Annotated in this window: 21 protein-coding genes; 8 read left to right on the top strand and 13 right to left on the bottom strand. The window is 63.6% G+C overall.

The features are described from left to right. Positions 1 to 97 precede the first annotated feature (97 nt). Positions 98 to 469 (bottom strand): protein YgfX, encoded by a 372-nt coding sequence (locus AB5Y93_RS20615; RefSeq protein ID WP_368230400.1) that lies wholly within the window; start codon positions 467 to 469, stop codon positions 98 to 100. A 58-nt stretch (positions 470 to 527) separates the two neighbouring features. After that, a complete protein-coding gene (locus AB5Y93_RS20610; protein WP_010675648.1) occupies positions 528 to 797 on the bottom strand; it encodes a succinate dehydrogenase assembly factor 2 in 270 nt (89 codons plus the stop codon). A gap of 113 nt (positions 798 to 910) precedes the next feature. On the opposite strand from AB5Y93_RS20610, the gene ygfZ reads away from it, so the two are divergent. After that, entirely contained in the window at positions 911 to 1,822 is a 912-nt protein-coding gene (gene ygfZ / locus AB5Y93_RS20605; RefSeq protein ID WP_069651891.1) for a tRNA-modifying protein YgfZ, read from the top strand. Positions 1,823 to 1,828: 6 nt separating this feature from the next. On the opposite strand, the gene AB5Y93_RS20600 is transcribed toward ygfZ, so the two are convergent. After that, complete coding sequence (locus AB5Y93_RS20600; RefSeq protein WP_010675650.1) at positions 1,829 to 2,710, bottom strand: LysR family transcriptional regulator; 882 nt, start codon at positions 2,708 to 2,710, stop codon at positions 1,829 to 1,831. Positions 2,711 to 2,834: 124 nt separating this feature from the next. Between AB5Y93_RS20600 and AB5Y93_RS20595 the strand changes: the two genes are divergently transcribed. Then, a complete protein-coding gene (locus AB5Y93_RS20595; RefSeq protein ID WP_039040541.1) occupies positions 2,835 to 3,272 on the top strand; it encodes a PACE efflux transporter in 438 nt (145 codons plus the stop codon). Between the two features lie 70 nt (positions 3,273 to 3,342). Here AB5Y93_RS20595 and AB5Y93_RS20590 read toward each other — a convergent pair whose 3' ends face one another. Further along, a complete protein-coding gene (locus AB5Y93_RS20590) occupies positions 3,343 to 3,684 on the bottom strand; it encodes a hypothetical protein (protein WP_162726114.1) in 342 nt (113 codons plus the stop codon). Positions 3,685 to 3,867: 183 nt separating this feature from the next. On the opposite strand from AB5Y93_RS20590, the gene cutA reads away from it, so the two are divergent. The 3 genes from cutA (at position 3,868) to AB5Y93_RS20575 (ending at position 6,510) form a co-directional block, all read left to right on the top strand. Then, the gene (cutA, locus tag AB5Y93_RS20585) at positions 3,868 to 4,185 is read left to right on the top strand and encodes a divalent-cation tolerance protein CutA (protein WP_010675653.1); all 318 of its coding nucleotides are present in this window, start codon (positions 3,868 to 3,870) and stop codon (positions 4,183 to 4,185) included. After that, positions 4,182 to 5,960: a protein-disulfide reductase DsbD gene (locus AB5Y93_RS20580; RefSeq protein WP_368230357.1), complete on the top strand. Its 1,779-nt coding sequence runs from the start codon at positions 4,182 to 4,184 to the stop codon at positions 5,958 to 5,960. Before cutA ends, AB5Y93_RS20580 begins: the two co-directional genes overlap by 4 nt. Positions 5,961 to 6,084: 124 nt before the next feature. After that, positions 6,085 to 6,510, top strand: a complete 426-nt coding sequence (locus AB5Y93_RS20575) for a hypothetical protein (protein ID WP_368230355.1) — start codon at positions 6,085 to 6,087, stop codon at positions 6,508 to 6,510. An 18-nt stretch (positions 6,511 to 6,528) separates the two neighbouring features. Here the strand turns inward: AB5Y93_RS20575 and AB5Y93_RS20570 are convergent, their stop codons facing one another. The 9 genes from AB5Y93_RS20570 to AB5Y93_RS20530 all read right to left on the bottom strand — a co-directional run bounded on the left by AB5Y93_RS20570 (position 6,529) and on the right by AB5Y93_RS20530 (position 16,213). After that, positions 6,529 to 7,830 carry an FAD-binding oxidoreductase gene (locus tag AB5Y93_RS20570; protein WP_041213912.1) on the bottom strand — a complete coding sequence of 434 codons (1,302 nt, stop codon included), beginning with the start codon at positions 7,828 to 7,830 and terminating at the stop codon, positions 6,529 to 6,531. A 153-nt stretch (positions 7,831 to 7,983) separates the two neighbouring features. Next, on the bottom strand, positions 7,984 to 9,063 hold the full coding sequence (gene fbaA / locus AB5Y93_RS20565; RefSeq protein WP_045522008.1) for a class II fructose-bisphosphate aldolase: 1,080 nt from the start codon (positions 9,061 to 9,063) through the stop codon (positions 7,984 to 7,986). A gap of 115 nt (positions 9,064 to 9,178) precedes the next feature. Beyond that, on the bottom strand, positions 9,179 to 10,342 hold the full coding sequence (locus AB5Y93_RS20560) for a phosphoglycerate kinase (RefSeq protein ID WP_052815671.1): 1,164 nt from the start codon (positions 10,340 to 10,342) through the stop codon (positions 9,179 to 9,181). A gap of 66 nt (positions 10,343 to 10,408) precedes the next feature. Beyond that, positions 10,409 to 11,419 carry an erythrose-4-phosphate dehydrogenase gene (gene epd / locus AB5Y93_RS20555; protein ID WP_368230354.1) on the bottom strand — a complete coding sequence of 337 codons (1,011 nt, stop codon included), beginning with the start codon at positions 11,417 to 11,419 and terminating at the stop codon, positions 10,409 to 10,411. Positions 11,420 to 11,469: 50 nt separating this feature from the next. Next, positions 11,470 to 12,399 (bottom strand): ROK family protein, encoded by a 930-nt coding sequence (locus tag AB5Y93_RS20550; protein ID WP_368230352.1) that lies wholly within the window; start codon positions 12,397 to 12,399, stop codon positions 11,470 to 11,472. A gap of 151 nt (positions 12,400 to 12,550) precedes the next feature. Further along, positions 12,551 to 13,618 (bottom strand): uroporphyrinogen decarboxylase, encoded by a 1,068-nt coding sequence (hemE, locus tag AB5Y93_RS20545; RefSeq protein WP_043154833.1) that lies wholly within the window; start codon positions 13,616 to 13,618, stop codon positions 12,551 to 12,553. 139 nt (positions 13,619 to 13,757) lie between these two features. Continuing rightward, the gene (nudC, locus tag AB5Y93_RS20540; RefSeq protein WP_368230350.1) at positions 13,758 to 14,537 is read right to left on the bottom strand and encodes an NAD(+) diphosphatase; all 780 of its coding nucleotides are present in this window, start codon (positions 14,535 to 14,537) and stop codon (positions 13,758 to 13,760) included. 165 nt (positions 14,538 to 14,702) lie between these two features. After that, entirely contained in the window at positions 14,703 to 15,308 is a 606-nt protein-coding gene (locus AB5Y93_RS20535) for a TIGR04211 family SH3 domain-containing protein (RefSeq protein WP_010675664.1), read from the bottom strand. A gap of 152 nt (positions 15,309 to 15,460) precedes the next feature. Continuing rightward, complete coding sequence (locus tag AB5Y93_RS20530; protein WP_029314808.1) at positions 15,461 to 16,213, bottom strand: potassium channel family protein; 753 nt, start codon at positions 16,211 to 16,213, stop codon at positions 15,461 to 15,463. 100 nt (positions 16,214 to 16,313) lie between these two features. On the opposite strand from AB5Y93_RS20530, the gene AB5Y93_RS20525 reads away from it, so the two are divergent. The 3 genes from AB5Y93_RS20525 (at position 16,314) to glnE (ending at position 21,121) form a co-directional block, all read left to right on the top strand. Then, positions 16,314 to 17,564 (top strand): methyl-accepting chemotaxis protein, encoded by a 1,251-nt coding sequence (locus AB5Y93_RS20525; RefSeq protein ID WP_010675666.1) that lies wholly within the window; start codon positions 16,314 to 16,316, stop codon positions 17,562 to 17,564. A 107-nt stretch (positions 17,565 to 17,671) separates the two neighbouring features. Then, positions 17,672 to 18,112 (top strand): GNAT family N-acetyltransferase, encoded by a 441-nt coding sequence (locus AB5Y93_RS20520; protein WP_368230348.1) that lies wholly within the window; start codon positions 17,672 to 17,674, stop codon positions 18,110 to 18,112. A gap of 135 nt (positions 18,113 to 18,247) precedes the next feature. Further along, positions 18,248 to 21,121: a bifunctional [glutamate--ammonia ligase]-adenylyl-L-tyrosine phosphorylase/[glutamate--ammonia-ligase] adenylyltransferase gene (glnE, locus tag AB5Y93_RS20515; RefSeq protein WP_069784243.1), complete on the top strand. Its 2,874-nt coding sequence runs from the start codon at positions 18,248 to 18,250 to the stop codon at positions 21,119 to 21,121. Positions 21,122 to 21,168: the final 47 nt, after the last annotated feature.

Raw genomic sequence — 21,168 nt, 5'->3', positions numbered from 1 at the left:
TGCGTTCGATTCGGGCGTATGCCCTCTCCCAGATGACCCCGCCCAGGCGGGGTCATCTGCTATGAGCGGCAGATGTGGCAGGTAGAGAGAGACGCTCCTAGCGGACAGCGAGGTGGATGGCGCGGGCCAGGGCGCGGTAGTGTGCAGGGGCCAGGGCATCGGAGAAGAGCCAGAGCTGCCCCTCGGAGCCCTCCACCGTCTTCAGCCGCAACCAGAGCACCCCGGGCAGGATGCGACTGCGGGGATCCAGCCGATGGCGCGCCCCTTGCCACTCGAGCCACTCCCCGTCCCAGACGAGCACGCCGCTCGCCGCCGGATGGCGACGCAACGCGCGCCACAGGCCCAGCCCCCAGACAGGGATGAACAGCCCCCATTGCCAGCCCTGGATCAGGCTGGCGACGGGCAAGAGCAGCAACAGAAACAGGATGCACAGCAGCAGACGCTGCTGGCGGGAGGCGATCACGGGCATCACTGCCCGCTGGGGAGACGCGAGGCTGGCCATGAGGGGTAGCGGTCGCGAGTCGGGCTCAGCGCAGGCTGTCGTGACGGGCCTGGTTGCGCTCGAGGATCAGGGGGATCATGGCGGCAAAAGCGGGATCCTCGGGCACACCGTGACCCATGCACCAGCGGAACAGCTCGGGATCCTCGCACTCCAGCAGGCGGATGAAGGTGCGCTGTTCGGCCTCGCCGAGGCCATCGAACTCGTGCTCAAAGAAGGGCATAAAGATCACATCCAGCTCGAGCATGCCGCGACGGCAGGCCCACTTCAGGCGGGACTTCTCACTTGGGTTCAACATGGAACTCTCCTTACAAAGACCGGGGAATGGTAGCAGCAGGATTTTCCGGCTGACAAACATTCCTTACGTCTTTACCATGCAGGTCACATACTTTCTGTCTCTGGAATCCCATCGTGAGCCTGCCGACCCCTCTTCTTCCTGCCGAGCCGACCCTGTTTTCCCTGACCAACCTGGCCATCACCCGCCTCGGCGGCCCGGATCGCGCCAAGTATCTGCAAGGTCAGGTCACCTGCGACGTCAACGCCCTGCAACCGGGCCAGAGCACCCTCGGCGGCCACTGCGATCCCAAGGGCAAGCTGTGGAGCGATTTTCGCCTGCTCTGCCTGGAAGACAGCCTGCTGATGCTGACCAAGCCCTCGGTGCTGGCCCGCCAACTGCCGGAGCTCAAGAAGTTTGCGATCTTTGCCAAGGTCGAGATCGGCGAGTTTCAGGGCAGCCTGGCCGGACTGGCCGGTCAGGGGACAGACGACTGGATGGCACAACACTTCGCGCTGACCGGCACCGGCCTAGTGGAGGGCGGCATGGCAGTCAGGGTGGAGGCGGACCGCTGGCTGCTGGCGAGCGCATCCCCGCTGGCCCTGAACCTGCCGGTGGGCGACGAAGGACTCTGGTGGGGGCTGGAAATCAAAGCCGGTCTCCCCCATCTGGAAGCGGTCCATCAGGGGGAATACATCCCCCAGATGCTGAACCTGCAAGCCCTTGATGGCATCAGCTTCAACAAGGGCTGCTACATGGGGCAGGAGACGGTGGCTCGCGCCAAGTATCGCGGCGCCAACAACCGCGCCCTCTTCGTGCTGAGCGGCACTGCCGCAACGCAGGTAGCCAGCGGTGACACCCTGGAGATCCAGCTCGGTGACAACTGGCGCCGCAGCGGTCTGGTGCTCAACGTCTGGCAGCAGCAGGGTCAGGTGTGGCTCACCGCCGTGCTGCCCAAGGACACCGAGGCCGACGCCCGTTTCCGCCTCAAGCTGGAAGAGGGCTCCAGCCTCGGTTTGCAACCCCTGCCCTATGCGTTGATCGACTGAATCCCCCTAGCGAGGCACCCGCGCCAGCAGTGCCTCCTGCAGCCAGCGCCCCGCCTGCCCGAGCGGGCGGGCGCGATACCACTGCAACTCCAGCGCCAGTTCCGCCTCGGCGATGAAGTCCGGCTTGAGCACCACCAGCTCCCCCCGCGCCAGGGGCCGGTGCAGCAGAAACTCGGGCACCGCCGCCCATCCCAGCCCCAGTTTCACCAGCTCCAGGATCCCGAGATCCCCCTCCACCCACCACACTTGCGCCGAGAGGCGGAAGCGATGGCGCTCCGTCCCCTCCCGCCGTCCGGTCACCATCAACTGGCGAGCCCCTTGCAGGTCGCTCTCCTTCAACGGCGTCTTGTGGGCCAGGGGGTGATCCGGAGAGACCACCAGGGGCATGGTGACCGTCCCCAGGGAGCGGGAGACCAGCTCCCGCTCGGGGTGCGCCTTCTGATAGCTGATGCCGAGCTGGGCACGGCCGCTCTTGAGCAGCTCGGTCACGTCCTCCATCAGCGGGAACAGCAGCTCCAGCTCCACCGCCGGGTAACGGCTGGCGAACTCCTCCAGCAGGGAACCAAGCCAGGGCAGGTGGGAGTCATCGTCGATGGCCAGGGTGAGGCGCGACTCGACGCCGTTGGCCAGTTCGCCGGCGATGGCCTGCAGTCGCTCGCTCTGGGCCAGCAGCACCCCCGCCTCCTGACAGATGCGGGCACCCGCCTCGGTCAGCACGGGATAGCGGCCGCTGCGATCGAACAACGCAAGGCCGAGATCGATCTCCAGGTTGGCGATGGCGGCACTCACCACCGACTGGGCCTTGCCCAGCCTGCGCGCCGCCGCCGAGAACGACCCGGTCTCGGCCGTCGCCAGCAATGCCTTGAAGTGTTCCAGTGAAGGGGTCATGAGCCTGCTCCGCCGTGCTGTTGTGTCGTCACATCTATCTATTTTAGCGATAGATACCAACGTGAATCTATCCGGTTTTGGCGATACATTGCCGCCATTCCCTGACCAAAGAGAGAGACAGACCATGCGTACGACCCGTGACCGCCTGCGCCACGCCATCGGCTTCGAATTGATTGGCCTGCTGATCGCCGCTCCGCTGGCCAGCTGGGTGACCGGCGTCGGGCTCAACCACATGGGCCCCCTGGCCCTGTTCTTCTCGGTGGTCGCCACCGTCTGGAACTATGTCTACAACATCGGGGTGGACAAGCTGCTGCTGCGCTATCAGGGCCACACCCACAAGGCGCTGTGGCAGCGGGTGCTGCATACCCTGGGGTTCGAGGGGGGCCTGCTGATCGTGGCCCTGCCGGTGATGTCCTGGTGGCTTGACATCGGCCTGCTGGAGGCGCTGGTGCTGGATATGGGCTTCGTGCTCTTCTACCTGGTCTATGCCTTCGTCTACAACTGGAGCTACGACAAGGTGTTCCCCATTCCCATGGGACAGGTGCAGAAGGCGCTGGGATAAGCGATTCGAGGGGTAAGGGCGAGGCACCATCATGCGATGGCATGATGGTGCTGAAGAGGGCCTCGCGGGGTCAGGCCTGGGCCTTGACCTCTTCCGGCGGGGTGTCGTCCTGCCTGGCTTCCTGGCGCATCATGGCTTCGAGGTCGCTCTGGTACTGGTTCAGCATGCGCTGGGCCGCCACCATGTCCCCCTTGTGCAGGCGCTCGAACAGATGATGCTGCACCACGCCGTTGAGGTACTCCACCGTGATGGGTTGCTCCAACGCCGACAACAGCTCCTCTTTTTCCAGCTCCGCATTGATCTCGTCGACACTGGTACGCAGCAGACCGGCCAGTTGCACCAGCATGCGGCGCTCCCCTTCACGCAACAGGCTCAACATGCGGTTTCTCTGCTGCTCATTCTGTTGGGTCATACATTTCCTTACGTAGAATTGGAACAAGCACGCTCATTCTGCCCTGTCCTTTTCACAGCGTCCATCTCGGGCGCATGACTTATTCCGGGTGCGGGGGGCCGGGTGCTATTTGCCCCCCGGCCCGGTATAGTAACGGCTGATCCAGGGGGCCCGTGCGCCCCGTTGCCGAGACCGTCCATCCCTATGACCGACGCCATTCTGGTGCTCTGCACCTGCCCCGACGAGACCAGTGCAGACCGCCTCTGCGAGCAGCTGCTCGACCAGCGCCTCGCCGCCTGCATCAACCAGCTGCCCGGGGTCACCTCCGTCTATCGCTGGCAGGGCAAGACGGAGCGAACCCGGGAGATCCAGCTCGTCATCAAGAGTCGGGCCGCGCTGTTCGAACCCCTGCGCCAGTGCATTCTCGCCCACCATCCCTACGAGGTACCGGAGATCCTGGCGCTTCCGGCAAGCCAGGGCCACCCTGCCTATCTCGACTGGTTGACACAGGAGACCTCATGACCGCCTCTCGCCCCCTCTCCTTCCTGCTGATGCTGCTGGGCCTGCTCTGCGTCCTGACGACGGCCCCCGCCCGGGCCAGCAGCCAGGATCTGCTCGGCAGCCTCGGCATCGAGACCCAGCCCAGATTCCTCAAGGTGGATCAGGCCTTCGCCCTCGAGAGCGAACAACAGGGTGATCGGCTGCTGCTCCGGATACGCATCGCCGACGGCTACTACCTCTATCGCCACAGTATCCGTGTGAAGGGAGAGAACCTCGCCTTCGACGAGCCCGTCCTGCCCGCCGGCACCGAGCACGAGGATGACTTCTTCGGCAAGAGCCGGGTCTATTACCAGGAGGTGCAGATCCCCGTGGCACTGACCCGGGTCGGGGACGCGGCCAGCCTCACCCTGAGTTACCAGGGCTGTACCGAGGGACTCTGCTACCCACCGACCGACAAGCGGATCGTCGTCGAGCCCCTCGCCGCCCCCGCCCAGGCGGAAGCGGCGGCCAGCCTTCAGGGCACCGACGTGCCGGGCAGCCAGCAGGACAGGCTGGCGGCCGCCCTTGGCAGCCAGGGGTTCTGGATCAGCGTCGCCGCCTTCTTCGCCCTGGGTCTCGGCCTCGCCTTCACCCCCTGCGTCTTCCCCATGTATCCCATCCTGACCGGGATCATCGCCGGGGCCGGGCATCGCCTCTCCACCCGTCGCGCCTTCCTGCTCTCCTTCGTCTATGTGCAGGGGATGGCGGTCACCTATACCCTGCTCGGGCTCGTCGTCGCCTCGGCGGGCCTGCAATTCCAGGCGGCCCTTCAGCACCCCTATGTGCTCATCGGCCTCTCGGTGATGTTCGTGCTGCTCGCCCTCTCCATGTTCGGGCTCTACACACTGCAACTGCCGAGCAGCCTGCAAACCCGTCTCTCGGGCTTCTCCAACCGCCAGCAGGGCGGATCCGTGGCCGGCGTTGCCATCATGGGCATGATCTCGGGACTGGTCTGCTCCCCCTGCACCACGGCGCCGCTCTCCGGGGCCCTTATCTACGTGGCCCAGAGTGGCGACCTCTGGCTCGGCGGTGCGGCCCTCTATGCCCTCTCCCTGGGCATGGGGCTGCCGCTGCTCTTGCTCGGCACCTCTGGCGGCAAGCTGCTGCCCAGGGCCGGCGCCTGGATGGATGTGATCAAGCAACTCTTCGGTTTTGCGCTGCTGGCGGTACCCATCCTGCTACTCTCAAGGCTCCTGAGCGACCAGATGTCCACCCTGCTCTGGCTCGGCTGGGGGCTGGTGCTGTGCGGTTATCTCTATCACCACAACCAGCATCGCGCCCATTCGGTGGGCAAGAGCCTCGGCGGCTTCGTCCTGCTGCTGGCAATGATGGGTCTGGTGGTGGTGGGCAAGGATCTGCTGCTGACACCCGAGGGGGCCAATGCCGCCGCCCAGACCCAGGCCCCCCGCTTCATTCGCATCAAGACCCTGGACGATCTCAAGGTGCAGCTTGCCGCCGCCCGCGGCAAGCCGGTGTTGCTGGACCTCTACGCCGACTGGTGCGTGGCCTGCAAGGAGTTCGAGCACAAGACCTTCAGCGACCCCGATGTGCAGGCGCGCTTCAGCGAGATGGTGCTGCTGCAGGCGGACGTCACCGCCAACGACGACGCCGATGTGGATCTGCTCAACGGCCTCAACGTGCTGGGATTGCCGACCCTCATCTTCTTCGATCGCGATGGCAACGAGGTGAACGGCCAGCGGGTGACCGGCTTCATGGGGCCTGTCGAATTTCTCGGCCAGCTGGACAAGCTGCGCTGATACCGGGTGGCCCGTGCAACCGTGTGGGCCCCCGGTTTGACCGCCATTTTTCCGGCAATCCCTTGTATATGACCGACGCCGTGGCAGAATTTGCCCTTTCCCGTCTCGTTCGTCCGGAGTTTTGATGAAAAAGTGGTTCATCCCCCTGCTGGCCCTCTGGCTTTATGGCTGCAACGCAGGTCCCGGTGAAGAGACCATCCAGAGCCAGGTCACCGCCAAGTTGCTGGCCGAAACGGATGCCAACCTGTTCGATATCAGCGACTTCACCATCCTCGGCAAGGAGGAGCGGATGGAGGGGGTCTATCTGGTCAAGGTGAGCTACCAGCTCCACTTCAAGCAGGGACTGGATCAGTTGCAGGTGCTGCACGACGAGGATCTCGTCTATGACAGGGTCGGCCCCTTCCAGCAGGAGATGGGGCTGATGGAGCTCGAGCGCAAATATGGCGACTTCGAGGCAGGCCAGGCCCTGGCGCAGGAGACCCAGGTCTGGATGATGAAGACGGAGCAGGGCTGGCGCCTGGCCGAGCCAGACGCGACGCAGCAGGGATAATCCCGAGCCCCCCTCCCCCTAGAGCAGATCCTTCAGCCGATACCAGAGCATCCCGAGCGCCAGCAGCGGAGAGCGCAACGCCGGGCCACCCGGGAAAGTCATGTGGGGGACGCGGCTGAAGAGATCGAAGCCCCGGCTCTCCCCCTTGATCGCCTCCGCCACCAGCTTGCCCGCCATGTGGGTGGCATTGAGGCCATGGCCCGAATAGGCCTGGGCATAGAAGACGTTGGGATGCTGCTCGAGGCGGCCTATCTGGGGCAGCCGGTTGGCGCCTATGCCTATCATGCCCCCCCACTGGAACTCGATGGCGGTACCCGCGAGCTCGGGGAAGACCCGCAGCAGCTTGGGCAGCATGAAGGCCTTGATATCGCGGGGGTCACGGCCCGAGTAGTTGCAGGCACCGCCGAACAGCAGGCGACCATCGGCGGAGAGGCGGTAGTAGTCGAGGGCCACGTTCTGATCGCACACCGCCATGTTCTGTGGCAGCAAGCGCTGGCGCAGGCGCTTCTCCAGCACCTGGGTGGCGAGAATGTAGGAACCCGCCGGCAGCACCTTGCCCCCGAGATCGGGCTGGAGGTCGCCCAGATAAGCGTTGCAGCCGATCACCAGGTAGTCCGCGCTGACCCGGCCGTGGGCCGTGGTCACCTCGACCCGCTCGCCGTAATCGATGTGGGTCACCCTTGAGTGTTCGAACAGGGAGACCCCGAGACTGGCTGCCGCACGCGCTTCGCCGAGGGCCAGGTTGAGAGGATGCAGGTGACCGGAACCCATGTCGATCATCCCGCCGATATAGCGATCCGACCCGACCACGGTGTGCATCTCCTCCCGCGCCACCATTTTCAGTGCGTGCCGGTAACCCAGGCTCGCCAAGTGCTCGGCATCCTCCTCGAACCCCTTCAGGTGGCGCGCCTTGGTGGCGAGATCGCAATAGCCCCAGGTGAGATCGCACTCGATATTGAAACGCTCGACCCGCTCGCGCACCAGCTGCACCGCTTCGATCCCCATCAGATCCAGCTCCCGCACGCCCGCCTCGCCAATCCAGCGGGCAAACTGGCTGGTATCGTGGCCGATGCCGCGGATCAGCTGGCCGCCGTTGCGCCCCGACGCTCCCCAGCCGATGCGGTTGGCCTCCAGCAACACCACCTTGTAACCGGCATCGGCCAGGTTGATGGCGGTGTTGAGGCCGGTGAAACCGCCACCGATAACGCAGACGTCCGCATCCAGCTCACCACTGAGCTCGGGCCACTGCCGATGGTCGTTGCGAGTGGCCGCGTAATAGGAGGCCGTGTGTTCCTGATGTCCCTGTCTTCCTGTCTGCATGCTCAGCATCCTGCCTGGTTGCATTCGTTTACTAAATTAAACGGGTGTCATCGATAATACCCAGCCCCCCATCCCCAATCCAGCCCGTCAGGATCACAGAAATGCAAAAGGCGCCCCGAAGGGCGCCTTTTCATGCAATCAAGGTGCTGCGAATTACAGTACGTCGATGGCGTTCAGGTCGGAGAAGGCCTTCTCCAGACGCGCGATCATGGCAGTCTGACCGGCACGCAGCCATACGCGCGGATCGTAGAACTTCTTGTTCGGCTTGTCGGCACCTTCCGGGTTGCCCAGCTGGCCTTGCAGGTAGGCTTCGTTGGACTTGTAGAAGTTCAGCACGCCTTCCCAGGTCGCCCACTGGGTGTCGGTGTCGATGTTCATCTTCACCACACCGTAGGAGATGGATTCGCGGATCTCTTCCAGGGTAGAGCCGGAGCCACCGTGGAACACGAAGTCCAGGGACTTGGCAGGCAGACCGAACTTCTCGGAGACGTACTTCTGGGAGTTGTCCAGGATCTTCGGAGTCAGCTTGACGTTACCCGGCTTGTACACACCGTGCACGTTGCCGAAGGAGGCAGCGATGGTGAAGCGCGGGCTGATCTTGGACAGACGCTCGTAGGCGTAGGCCACGTCTTCCGGCTGGGTGTACAGGGAGGATTGGTCCAGGTGGCTGTTGTCCACGCCGTCTTCTTCACCGCCGGTGCAGCCCAGTTCCAGCTCCAGAGTCATGTTCATCTTGGCCATGCGGGTCAGGTACTCGCAGCAGATGTCGATGTTCTCTTCCAGAGACTCTTCGGACAGATCCAGCATGTGGGAGGAGAACAGCGGCTTGCCGGTTTCGGCAAAGTGCTTCTCGCCCGCGTCCAGCAGACCGTCGATCCACGGCAGCAGCTTCTTGGCGGCGTGGTCGGTGTGCAGGATCACGGGAACACCGTAGGCTTCGGCAACGGCGTGCACGTGCTTGGCACCGGAGATGGCACCCAGGATGGCAGCTTGCTGGCCTTCCAGCTTCAGACCCTTGCCGGCGGTGAACACGGCACCACCGTTGGAGAACTGTACGATAACCGGGGCTTTGACCTTGGCAGCAGCTTCCAGCACGGCGTTCACGGAGTCGGTACCGACGCAGTTGACGGCCGGCAGAGCGAAGCCGTTTTCCTTGGCGATGGCGAACACTTTCTGAACGTCATCACCAGTGATCACGCCGGGTTTTACGAAGTCGAAAATTTTCTTAGACATGTTTAATCGTCCTGTCTCGTATGCCGTTAATAAAAAGTGGGGGGTTCATCATGAACCGGCACAGCGGCCACATGATAAACGAAACGGGAGGCTTTTGCCCCCCGTCCCGGGTCAATTAGGCTTTGGCGCGCTCTTCGAGAATCGCGACAGCCGGCAGTACCTTGCCTTCTACGAACTCCAGGAAGGCGCCGCCGCCGGTGGAGATGTAGGAGACCTTGTCGGCGATGCCGAACTTGTCGATGGCAGCCAGGGTGTCACCACCGCCAGCGATGGAGAAGGCCGGGGAAGCGGCGATGGCTTCGGCGATCACCTTGGTGCCTTCAGCGAACTGGTCGAACTCGAACACGCCGACCGGGCCGTTCCACAGGATGGTCTTGGCGTTCATGATGATGTCGGCCAGGGCCTTGGCGGAATCCGGACCGATGTCGAAGATCATGTCGCCGTCAGTCACGTCGGACACGGACTTGATGGTGGCCGGGGTGGATTCGGAGAACTCGGCACCCACAACCACGTCGGTGGTCACCGGAATGTTGGTTTCGGCAGCCAGTTTCTTGGCGGTGTCGATCAGGTCGTGCTCGCACAGGGACTTGCCGACGTTGTGACCGGCAGCAGCGATGAAGGTGTTGGCGATGCCACCACCGACCACCAGCTGGTCAGCAATCTTGGAGAGGGATTCGAGTACGGTCAGCTTGGTGGAGACCTTGGAGCCGCCCACGATGGCAACCATGGGGCGCTCGGGCTTCAGCATGGCTTTGCCCAGGGCTTCCAGTTCACCGGCCAGCAGGGGGCCTGCACAGGCAACCGGCGCGAACTGGGCCACACCGTAGGTAGAACCTTCGGCGCGGTGAGCAGTACCGAACGCATCCATTACAAAGACGTCACACAGGGCGGCGTATTTTTTGGCCAGCTCTTCGGTGTTCTTCTTCTCGCCTTTGTTGAAGCGGCAGTTTTCCAGCACAACCAGCTCACCGGCGGCGACGTCTACGCCATCCAGGTAGTCTTTGGCCAGACGAACCGGGCAGGACAGTGCGTCTTTCAGATAGTTGACAACCGGAGCCAGGGAGAATTCTTCGTTGTATTCACCCTCGGTCGGACGACCCAGGTGGGAGGTGATCATCAGCTTGGCGCCCTTTTCCAGAGCCAGCTTGATGGTCGGCAGAGTCGCAACGATACGTGCATCGGAAGTGACCTTGCCGTCTTTTACCGGCACGTTCAGGTCAGCACGGATCAGAACGCGTTTGCCCGCCAGATCCAGGTCGGTCATCTTGATAACAGACATATTCAGTCCTCTATATATTTTCAGGTAATGTTAAAAAAACAGTAACCTTGCGCCCGGTGCAGACTTTCAGCCTGCGGCCATCATGGCCCGGGTGGTATCCAGCATGCGGTTGGCGAAGCCCCATTCGTTATCGCACCACATCAACATCTTGACGAGGTTGGCATCGCTGACCCGGGTCTGGGTACCATCAATGATGCAGGAGTGTGCATCATGATTAAAGTCTACGGAGACCAGTGGCTCTTCCGTGTAGTCCAGAATACCGTGTAATGTACCTCTGGATGCCCGTTGCAGGGCTTGATTTACGTCACTAACTGTCACTTTTTTACGAACAGTAATGCTCAGATCCATGGCGGTTACATTGATGGTCGGTACCCGTACCGCGATCGCCTCGAACTTGCCGGCAAAGTGGGGAAGGATACGTTCCAACCCCTTTGCCAGCTTGGTGTCCACCGGGATGATGGACTGGCTGGCTGCCCGGGTTCTGCGCAAGTCGCCGTGATAGGCATCGATGACTTGCTGATCGTGCATGGCCGAATGAATTGTCGTAATAGTACCACAATTTATCTCGAATTCTCGATGCAATGTTTCGATGACGGGGACCACGCAGTTGGTGGTGCAGGAGGCGTTGGAGACGATCCGCTCCCGCCCGTTCAGCACCTGGTGGTTGACCCCGTAGACGATGGTGGCGTCCACGTCCGCGTCCGCCGGATGGGAGAAGAGCACCTTGCCCGCTCCCGCCCCCAGATGCAGCTCGGCATCGGCCCGGGAGCCGAACACCCCGGTGCAGTCCAGCACCACATCCACCCCCAGCGCCCGCCAGGGCAGCCTGGACGGATCCTTCTCGGCAAACAGGGCGATGAGATCCTCCCCCACCTGCATGCTGTTGCCCGCCAGTTGTACCGGATAGCGGAAGCGACCGTGGCTGGTGTCGAAGCGCGTCAGGTGCACCATGGCCTCGGGGGCCGCCAGCTCGTTGATGGCCACTATCTTGATGGTCTTGTCGCGGCCGCTCTCGTAGAGGGCCCGCAGCACGTTGCGGCCGATGCGGCCATAGCCGTTGATGGCAATCTTGATCATGGAAACGTTGTGTCCTTAGCTGCGACAAAGGGATGGGAGGAAGGGGCGACTCACGAGAGCAGTGCCTCGCGAAAGACGCCGCGGGCCAGCAGTGCGGCACCGAATACCCCGGCGCTGTCCCCCAGAGCCGGCGCTACCATGGGGGTGGCGAAGCGGGGGTTGAACAGGAAGGGCAATACCGTTTCGCGCCCGGCGCGATAGAGGCTCTGCACATTGCCCACGCCGCCACCGATGACGATGACGTCCGGATCGAGAATATTGATCACGTTGGCGAGGGCCTGGCCGAACAGCAGATGCAGCCGGTCGATGGTGAGCCTGGCGACATGATCATGGGCACTGGCCGCAGCAATCTGGGCGAGCGAGAGACGGCGTTTGGTCCTGGCCTCGTACCAGGCCTCCAGCGCCGGGCCGCTGATGAGGGTTTCGACGCAGCCGCGCTTGCCGCAGTAGCACTCTGGCCCCTCCGGCAGCAGGACGTTGTGCCCCCACTCCCCGGCGATGCCGTGGTGACCGTTGAGGATCTGGCCGTTGATGACGATGCCGGCCCCGACCCCGGTGCCCATGATGATGCCGAACACCACTTTTGCATCGGGATGATGCTGGCGCACCGCCCCCAGGTGGGTTTCCGCCAGGGCGAAACAGTTGGCGTCGTTGGCGATGAGCACGGGGACGCCCAGCCTGCGCTCCAGATCTTCCTTGAGCGGCTTGCCGTTGAACTCGGTGGTGTTGCTGTTTTTCAGCAGCCCGGTCTGGGGGTCCCGGGCCCCCGGCGTCCCCATGCCGATGAGTGCAGGACGCTGACCGAGTTTGGCGGCACACTCGTCCACCAGTTTGGCGATCTGGCCCAGCATGTGCTGGTAGCCGCCGTGCCGTTCAGTGGGAATGCGGTGGCGCAGCAACACCTCGTCGCCATCGAGCACCACGCACTCGCACTTGGTCCCGCCAAGGTCGATCCCCCAATCCCACGCCTGCTTCTCCATCCAGCCTCCTGCACCTCAACGACCCCATCCCGGCCACGACTGCCAACATGGGGGTGCAGTGTAACCCGAGCCGCAACCAGGATGCAGCCCCCTGTGTCACGGACAGCAAAACGGGGCCCGCAGGCCCCGTTCATCACGCTGTTTGCCGCGCTCAGCGACCGTGGTACCGGGCGGAGAGCTCATGCACCGCGTTGACGAACACGCCGGCATGTTCCGGGTCCACATCCTGATGGATGCCGTGCCCCAGGTTGAAGACATGACCGTTGCCATGACCGAAACCGGCCAGAATGGTGGCGACCTCTTCGCGGATCCGCTCCGGGGTGGCGTAGAGCATGGAGGGGTCCATGTTGCCTTGCAGCGCCACCTTGTCGCCGACCCGGCGTTTGGCGTCCGCGATGTCGGTGGTCCAGTCCAGCCCCAGGGCATCACAGCCGGTGGCGGCGATCTGCTCCAGCCACTGGCCGCCGTTCTTGGTGAACAGGGTGACCGGCACACGGCGGCCCTCATGTTCACGGATCAGGCCATCGACGATCTTGTGCATGTACTGCAGGGAGAAGTCGCGGTAATCGCGCGGGGTGAGCACGCCGCCCCAGGTGTCGAATACCATGACCGCCTGGGCACCCGCCCTGATCTGGGCGTTGAGATAGCTAATCACGCTGTCCGCCAGCTTGTCGAGCAGCAGGTGCAGGGTCTGCGGCTCTGCATACATCATCTTCTTGATCTTGGTGAAGGCCTTGGAGCTGCCCCCCTCCACCATGTAGGTGGCCAGGGTCCAGGGGCTGCCGGAGAAGCCGATGAGCGGCACGTCGCCCTTGAGCTCGCGGCGGATGGTGCGCACCGCATTCATCACGTAGCCGAGCTCGTCTTCCGGATCCGGGATGGGCAGGGCCTGCACGTCGGCCATGGAGGTGATCGGGCGCTCGAAGCGCGGGCCTTCCCCCTGTTCGAAGTAGAGGCCCAGCCCCATGGCATCGGGCACGGTCAGGATGTCGGAGAAGAGAATGGCGGCATCGAGTGGATAGCGGCGCAGGGGCTGCAAGGTGACTTCACAGGCCAGCTCGGCGTTGCGACACAGGGACATGAAATCCCCCGCAACGGCGCGGGTCGCCTTGTATTCCGGCAGATAACGGCCAGCCTGACGCATCATCCATACCGGGGTCATGTCCACTTCCTGGCGCAGCAGGGCACGCAGGTATCGATCGTTTTTCAGCTCTTTCATCCCAGTTCCTGAGTCATGTCACGCATAAAATGGCGGACATGATACCACTTTGTGCAAGGCTGAGGGCGCCCCTGACGCCGCACATCGCCGCAGGAGTGCAAAGATGTGAGGGGGCGCATACAAGCGCCCCTGTTTTCCCTCAACGCGCCTCGGCGAGGCACTGTTCAATGAGCCGGCGCGCTATGGTGCCATGAGGGGGCAAGCGCGGCAGCCGGTCAGCCTCAAAGAAGCCTGCCGCCACCAGTTCGTCATCCTGCACCCGGATCTCGCCGCTCTCGTAGTCGGCGGTGAAGCCCATCATCAGGCTGTGGGGGAAGGGCCAGGGCTGGCTCGCCACGTAACGCACATTGGTCACCCGGATGCCGCTCTCCTCGAACACCTCCCGCGCCACGCACTGCTCCAGATTCTCCCCCGCCTCCACGAAGCCGGCCAGCACGGTATACATGGGATCATCCGCCTGATAGTGACGGCGGTGGGCTGCCAGCAAGATGGCCGGCCCCTTGCGCACCGCGACGATGATGCAGGGGGAGATGCGCGGATAGACGACATGGCCGTGATGACACCCCTGGGCCCACTCCCCTTCCCTCGGGGTCATGGGGACGCCGCACTCACCGCAGAAACGATGGGTACGGCGAAAAGTGGCGAGCTGCCAGGCCCGCCCTGCGAGGCGAAAGCCCTCTTCGTCCCCCGCCACCATGAGCTGGCGCAGCGGGGCCATGGCCCCGGTCTCCGCCTCGCCCCCCAGATCCAGCAGATGGCAAGGCAGGCCGTCCCACTCGTCGAAGCGCTCGAAAGGGGCGGTGTGCAGATGGGTGGGCAAAACGGCACGGGGCCCTTGTGGAATGCGCCCCTGTTCATCCAGCAGGACGAGGTGATCGCCCCCCAGCACGAACCAGAAGGCCTGTTCAGTTGATGACATATGATGAAGGCTCTTGTTGAGAATGCGCGCGGCACAGGATCGGTTGCCTCATCTTACGAGCGGGAAGGGCCGATGGCGACCCCCGACATGGCCCTCTTCTCGCCAGGCACACCATGAAAAAAGGCCGCCTCTGGCGACCTTTCATCCTGTTGACCGCCCGGGCGATCAGTTCATCCAGCGCTCGCTGCTCTTGCGACGGCGCGGGAGCATGGGCAGGAGGATCCCGAGCAGGATGCCGCCCCCCACCATGGCACCACCGCGGATGAACCAGTCCATCTGCATGTCGTGCTCACGGTTGTCATAGCTCTGGGTCAAGGCGTCGTTCTGTTCCTTGAGGCTGCTCATCTCGGCGCTCTGGCTGTCCAGACGGGCTTTGAGGCTGGCGATCTCCTTGCTCTGCTCGGCGATCTTGCCATCCTTCTCGGCGAAACGTTTCTCGTTGTCGCCATTGAGGTTCAGCAGACGGGCCTTGGCTTCGTCCAGCTCTTTCTGAACCTGGGGAAGGCGTTCACGCAGGCTGATCTCCCCCTGCAGCTCGCTGTTCTTGATCCAGCCCTCGCGGCCACGACCGTCCACCACCTGGGTGAATCCGGCCTCCTGGTTCACCGCCTTGACCTCCAGCGGCTCACCGGCCTTGACGCTGCCGAGGATCCGGTACTGGGTACCCGGACCGTTGTGGATATAGGTAAAGATGTTGTCTGAAACATAGCGGGTATCGGCCAGTGCCTGTTGGGCACACAAGCAGATCAGGATCCCGAGAAGGGCGCGCATGGTCGATCGATTCTCTTCGTTGGATTAGGTTGCAGGCCGAATGTTAAGCCGCCTGCGGGTCAAAGGACAAGCAAAGAAAAGCGCCATCTCCCCGAGTGAGAGCTGTCTCGCAGCGCCGCCGGTTTACGACGCGACCATTCCAGACGTCGCACCTACTTCTGTTTCAGCGCCTGCACCTCGGCGCGCAGGGCCTTGAGCTCTTTGAGCAGTTGCGCCTGCTGCTCGCTCTGCTGGCGTCGCCACACAGCGGTGTCGTCGTTGGTCTTGCCGGGATGGACGAACAGGCTGGCCATGAAGCCGCTGAGGGCGCCAAACAACCCCACTCCAAAGAGGATCAGCAGGCTGGCGACGAAGCGCCCCTCCTCCGTCTTGGGCACCAGATCCCCGTACCCCACGGTAGAGAGGGTCACCAGCGTCCACCAGAAGGCATCGTAAGGAGTCTGGATCTGGCTGCCGGGTTGCCCCGTTTCCAGCCAGTACATGACGCCGGAGCCGACCCCCAGCAACAGGAAGAAGAGGAAGAGAATGCCGGAGAGAGTGGTTTCGTTGCGTTCACGACGGAACATGGCCAGCAGATCCGGTCTGTCCCGGAGCAACTGGTAGACCCGCCACAGCTGGATGAGCCGCGCCCAGCGCAGTTGCTCCACCATGGGCAGGCTGCCGGGCAGATAGAACCAGTTGCTCTTGAAGAAGGCCATCCTGTCGGAGGCACGCGCCCAGCCATAGGCGAAGTGAGCGAGGAAGAAGTAGCAGATCAGACTGTCGACATCATAAAAGAGCTGCAAAGTCTGGGGGCTCAGTTCACCGTGCCCCAGCCAGCGAGCAGCCACCAGGCAGACCGAAATCACGGAGAGAAACCCCATCAGCAGATCCATGGTACGCAAATGAGTTAAGTGATGTCGCATACATTTTCCAACTTTAAGCACGGTGCAAATTAATAAAAAGGAAGATAATGCCGATAGCTATGACGGCAAAGGAATAATGGACGTTGAAAGGAGAAAAATTATGCAGTTGAACCCGCTGGAGAGGCGCATGAGCAACATCCGACTGGTGCCCAAGGTGGTGCTGCTCATGGTGTTCAGCACCCTGCTGCTGCTGGCCAAACTCTGGTTCGATGCCAGCAACCTGGAAGCGACCCTGCTCAGCGAGGGCATTGATGCCGCCATGGCCAACACCATCGCCGATCGCCTGCTCTGGACCGGGCTGGTGGAGACGGCGCTCATGGGGGTCGTCTTCGTGGTGCTGCTGCTCACCGGCTCCCGCCTCATGGTCAAGCAGGTCCACTACCTGGTGGGGCTGCTGGAGCGTTTCGCCAACAAGGATCTCAGCCACAGCGTGCTGCTCAAGTCCCGGGACGAGTTCGGCGACATCGCCAAGGCGGTGGCCCACTCCCAGGAGAACCTCAAGGAGGTGTTCGGGACCCAGCGTGCCGCCTGCAAGGAGCTCAACGAGATCGCCTCCCAGGTGACTCTCTGCATGGATGAGGCGAACGAGGCCATCAACGAGGAGTTCACCCAGATTGAGCAGCTTGCCAGCGCCATGAGCCAGATGGTGGGTGCCATTCGAGAAGTGGCCAACCACGCGGAGCAGGCGTCCCACGCCACCGCCGAAACCAGCCAGCTGGCCGAGGAGGGCAGCCGCTGCGTGGCGGCTACCGTCAACACCATCGACACTCTCTCCGGCAACATCCAGCGCTCCTCCACCGTGGTCAACGAAGTGGAGCACGGGGTCGATCGCATCGGCTCCGTGGTGGACACCATCCGCAGCATCTCCGAGCAGACCAACCTGCTGGCCCTGAACGCCGCCATCGAGGCCGCCCGCGCCGGTGAGGCGGGTCGCGGTTTTGCCGTGGTCGCCTCCGAGGTGCGCGAACTCGCGAACCGTGCCCAGGCGGCCACCGTCGAGATCCAGAAGATGATCGAGCAGCTTCAGGGCAACGCCCGTCAGGCTGTCGGCCTGATGGCCGAGAGCGTGCAACAGGCGGACAAGGGGGTGGAGCAGGTGACCCAGGCAGGTACCCAGCTCGACACCATAGTGCAGCGGGTGCAGGGAGTGGCCGACATGAACCGCCAGATCGCCGCCGCCTCCGAGCAGCAGAGCTCGGTCGCCGAGGAGATGAATGCCAACCTGGAGCAGGTCAAACAGGTGGTGGAAGGCTCCGTCGTGGTGCTGCGGGAGCTGAAAGATGCCTCCGAACTGGTGGAACACCACAGCCAGACGCTGGACAGCCATATCCAGGCCTTCAAGCTGGCCTGATGCTGGCGCCCATCGTCAAACCTTCAGGCTGGCCTGAGGTCGTGATTTGAGTACACTGGAAGGCCCCCTTAGGGGCCTTTCTTTTTTCATCACGGCAAGGAGCCAGGATGCAGACCACAGAACGTGCGCTTGAGATAAGCGATGACAAGGGACGCCTCGACGTCCCGCTCATTCACCGTTTCCTCAGTGAAGAGGCCTACTGGTGCCTCGGCATTCCCCTCGCCACCCTGCAGCGGGCCATCAACCACTCCCTGTGCTTCGGAGCCTATCTCGACGGCCAGCAGGTCGCCTTCGCCCGGGTCATCACCGACAAGGCCACCTTCGGTTATCTCGCCGACGTCTTCGTGCTGCCCGAACATCGCGGGCGCGGTCACAGCAAGGCCCTGGTGGCAGCCATCCTCGCCCACCCGGAGCTGCAAGGGCTGCGCCGTCTCTCCCTCGTCACCTCCGATGCCCACGGCCTCTACGCCGGCTTCGGTTTTGTGCCGCCGAGAAGCCCCGGCAGCCTGATGGAAATCTACGATCCCGAGATCTACCGGCGTCCCTGAGCCCGGCCGATCGCCAGATCCGTCGCCGGATCACCTTCCGGGCAGCGGCGCTGTGACGCCAGCGCCCGGGAGTGCTAGATTGGCAGCCGGCATTTCACTCTCCCTGCAGACTCGTCAACCACAAGGATGGCAACCGTGGCCCAGCACTCTCCCTCTTTCTCCGCCTTCTCTCCCTTGTTGCAGGAGCAGGCCCTGCGCCACTGGCAGCGGCTGCTCGCCCTGGCGCCCCAGTATGACGCACTGCCCGAGCCCACCCGCCAGACCCTGCTGACCCTGCTCGGCCTCTCCGACTTTGTCGCCGACTCCCTTATCAAGCAGCCGGGGCTGCTGGCCGAGACCCTGGCATCGGACGCACTGACCCGGGCCGAGCGCTGGCCCGCCTATGAACCTGAGCTCGCAGCGCTGCTCGCCGAGGTCGCGGACGAGGAGGCGCTCAAGCGCATCCTGCGTCAGTTCCGCCGCAGCCGCATGCTGGTGATCGCCTGGCGCGAGCTGCTCGGGGAGTCCGAGGTCGAAGAGAGCTTTATCCATCTCACCAAGCTGGCGGATGCCCTCATCTGTGGTGCCCGCGACTGGCTCTACGCCAAACAGTGCAGCGAGCTGGGCACCCCCATGGACGGCGATGGCAACCCCCAGCCGCTGCTCATCCTCGGGATGGGCAAGCTCGGCGGCGGCGAGCTCAACTTCTCCTCGGACATCGACCTTATCTTCACCTTCCCCGAAAACGGCTACACCGTTGGCGGTCGGCGGGAGCTCGCCAACCAGCAGTTCTTCATCAAGCTGGGGCAGCGTCTCATCAACGCCCTCCACCAGCCCACCCAGGATGGTCAGGTGTTCCGGGTCGACATGCGGCTGCGCCCCTTTGGCGATGCGGGGCCGCTCGCCATCTCCTTCGCCGCCATGGAGGACTACTACCAGCATCACGGCCGCAACTGGGAGCGCTACGCCATGGTCAAGGCACGGGTGCTGGGCCCCCAGTGCGAACACGCCATGGCCCTGACCGAACTGCTGCGCCCCTTCGTGTTCCGCCGCTATATCGACTTCGGCGTCATCGACGGCCTGCGCCAGATGAAGGCGATGATCGCCGCCGAGGTGCGCCGCAAGGGACTGGAGGGCAACATCAAGCTGGGGGCCGGGGGCATTCGCGAGGTGGAGTTCATCGCCCAGGCGCTGCAACTCATCCGTGGCGGGCGCGAGCCCGCCCTGCGGGTACGCCACCTGCCCGAGGCGCTGGCCGCCATCGCCCAGGGGGGTGCCCTGGAGGGGAGCCAGTGCGAACGCCTGCTCACCGCCTATCGCTTCCTGCGCCGGGTGGAAAACATCTTGCAGGAGATCGGCGATCAGCAGACCCAGACTCTGCCCACCGAGGATCGGGATCGCCAGCGGCTCATCGCCACCCTCGGCTTTACCGACTGGGACGCCTTCATGGCCCACCTCGATGAGGAGATGGCCGCCGTCCATCAGGAGTTCGTCGCCGTGGTGGGGGAAGAGAAGGAGGCCCCCGCCCACCTGGAACAGCTCTGGCTCGATCTCTGGCGCACCGAGCTTGATGCCGCCGAGCTGGAAAAACTGCTGACCACGCAGGGAGTGGTGGAGCCCGCCCCCCTCTGCGCCGCCCTGCTGCGTTTCAAGGAGGAGTACAAGCGCCGTCAGGTAGGGCCCCAGGGGCGCATCGCCCTGGACTGGCTGATGCCGGAGCTGCTGCGCCTGGTGGTGGCGAGCCGCGAGCCCGCCCGCCTGTTCGAGCGGGTCTGCACCCTGCTGACTCGCATCTTCACTCGCAGCGCCTATCTGCAGCTGCTGGCGGAAAACCCCGCCGCCCTGCGCCAGCTGGTACGCCTGTGTGACGAGAGCAACCTGGTGAGCGAGCAGCTGGCCCGCTACCCCATCCTGCTGGACGAGTTGCTCGACCCGCAACACCTCTACCACCCCACCCCGCTGGATCAGTACAAGCCCCAGTTGCGCCAGTTCCTGCTGCGCATCCCCGAGGAGGACGTGGAGCAGCAGATGGAGGCGCTGCGCCAGTTCAAGCAGGTGCAGCTCCTGCGCATCGTCGCCGCCGACATCGCCGGTGCCCTGCCGCTGATGAAGGTGAGCGACCACCTCACCTGGCTGGCGGAGGCGATCACCGAGGAGGTGGTCAATCAGGCCTGGGCCCAGATGAGCGAACGCTACGGGGTGCCGCCCGAGGTGGCGGTGAGCGGTGAGCGCGGCTTTGCGGTGGTGGCCTACGGCAAGCTGGGAGGCATCGAACTCGGCTACGGCTCGGATCTCGATCTGGTGTTCCTGCACGGCGGCGACCCCAACAGTTACACCGATGGCCGCAAGCCCATCGACAGCCGCCAGTTCTACCTGCGCCTGGCCCAGCGGATCCTGCATCTGTTCAGCACCCGCACTCCGTCCGGCATCCTCTACGAGATCGACATGCGGCTGCGCCCCTCCGGCGACTCAGGCCTGCTGGTCTCATCGCTGTCGGCCTATGAGCAGTACCAGCAGCAGGAAGCCTGGACCTGGGAGCATCAGGCCCTGGTGCGAGCCCGTCCCATCTATGGCGATGATGCCGTGGTCGCCGAATTTGCCCGCATTCGCCGCGACGTGCTGGCCAAGGAGCGGGATCTGCCCACCCTGGCCCGCGAAGTGCGGGAGATGCGCCAGAAGATGCGGGATCACCTGCTCAAGGCGGGAGAGGGAGAGTTCGATCTCAAGCAGTCCCCCGGCGGCATGGTGGACATCGAGTTCATCGCCCAGTACCTGGTGCTGGCCCATGCCTGCGGTGAGCCGGACGCCCTCACCCGCTGGTCAGACAATGTGCGCATCTTCGATGAGTGCGTGATGGCGGGAGTACTCACACTGGAGCAGGCAGAGGGGCTCAAGCAGGCCTATCTGGAGATCCGCAACCTCGGCCATCGCCTCAATCTCTCGGAGATCTCCCGCAAGGTGGGGGACGATCAGTTGCCGCGAGAGCGGGGCCATGTGCTGGCGGTCTGGCAACAGCTGCTGGGAGAATAAGCAGAAGGGGCGCCATGGCGCCCCTTCTCGTTGACGGGAGGCTTGTT

The organism is Aeromonas sp. R10-1, from assembly GCF_040908465.1.
GTDB lineage: Bacteria > Pseudomonadota > Gammaproteobacteria > Enterobacterales > Aeromonadaceae > Aeromonas > Aeromonas caviae.
The sequence above is the reverse complement of the archived record's forward strand: the minus strand, read 5'-3'. Positions and strand labels throughout refer to the sequence as shown.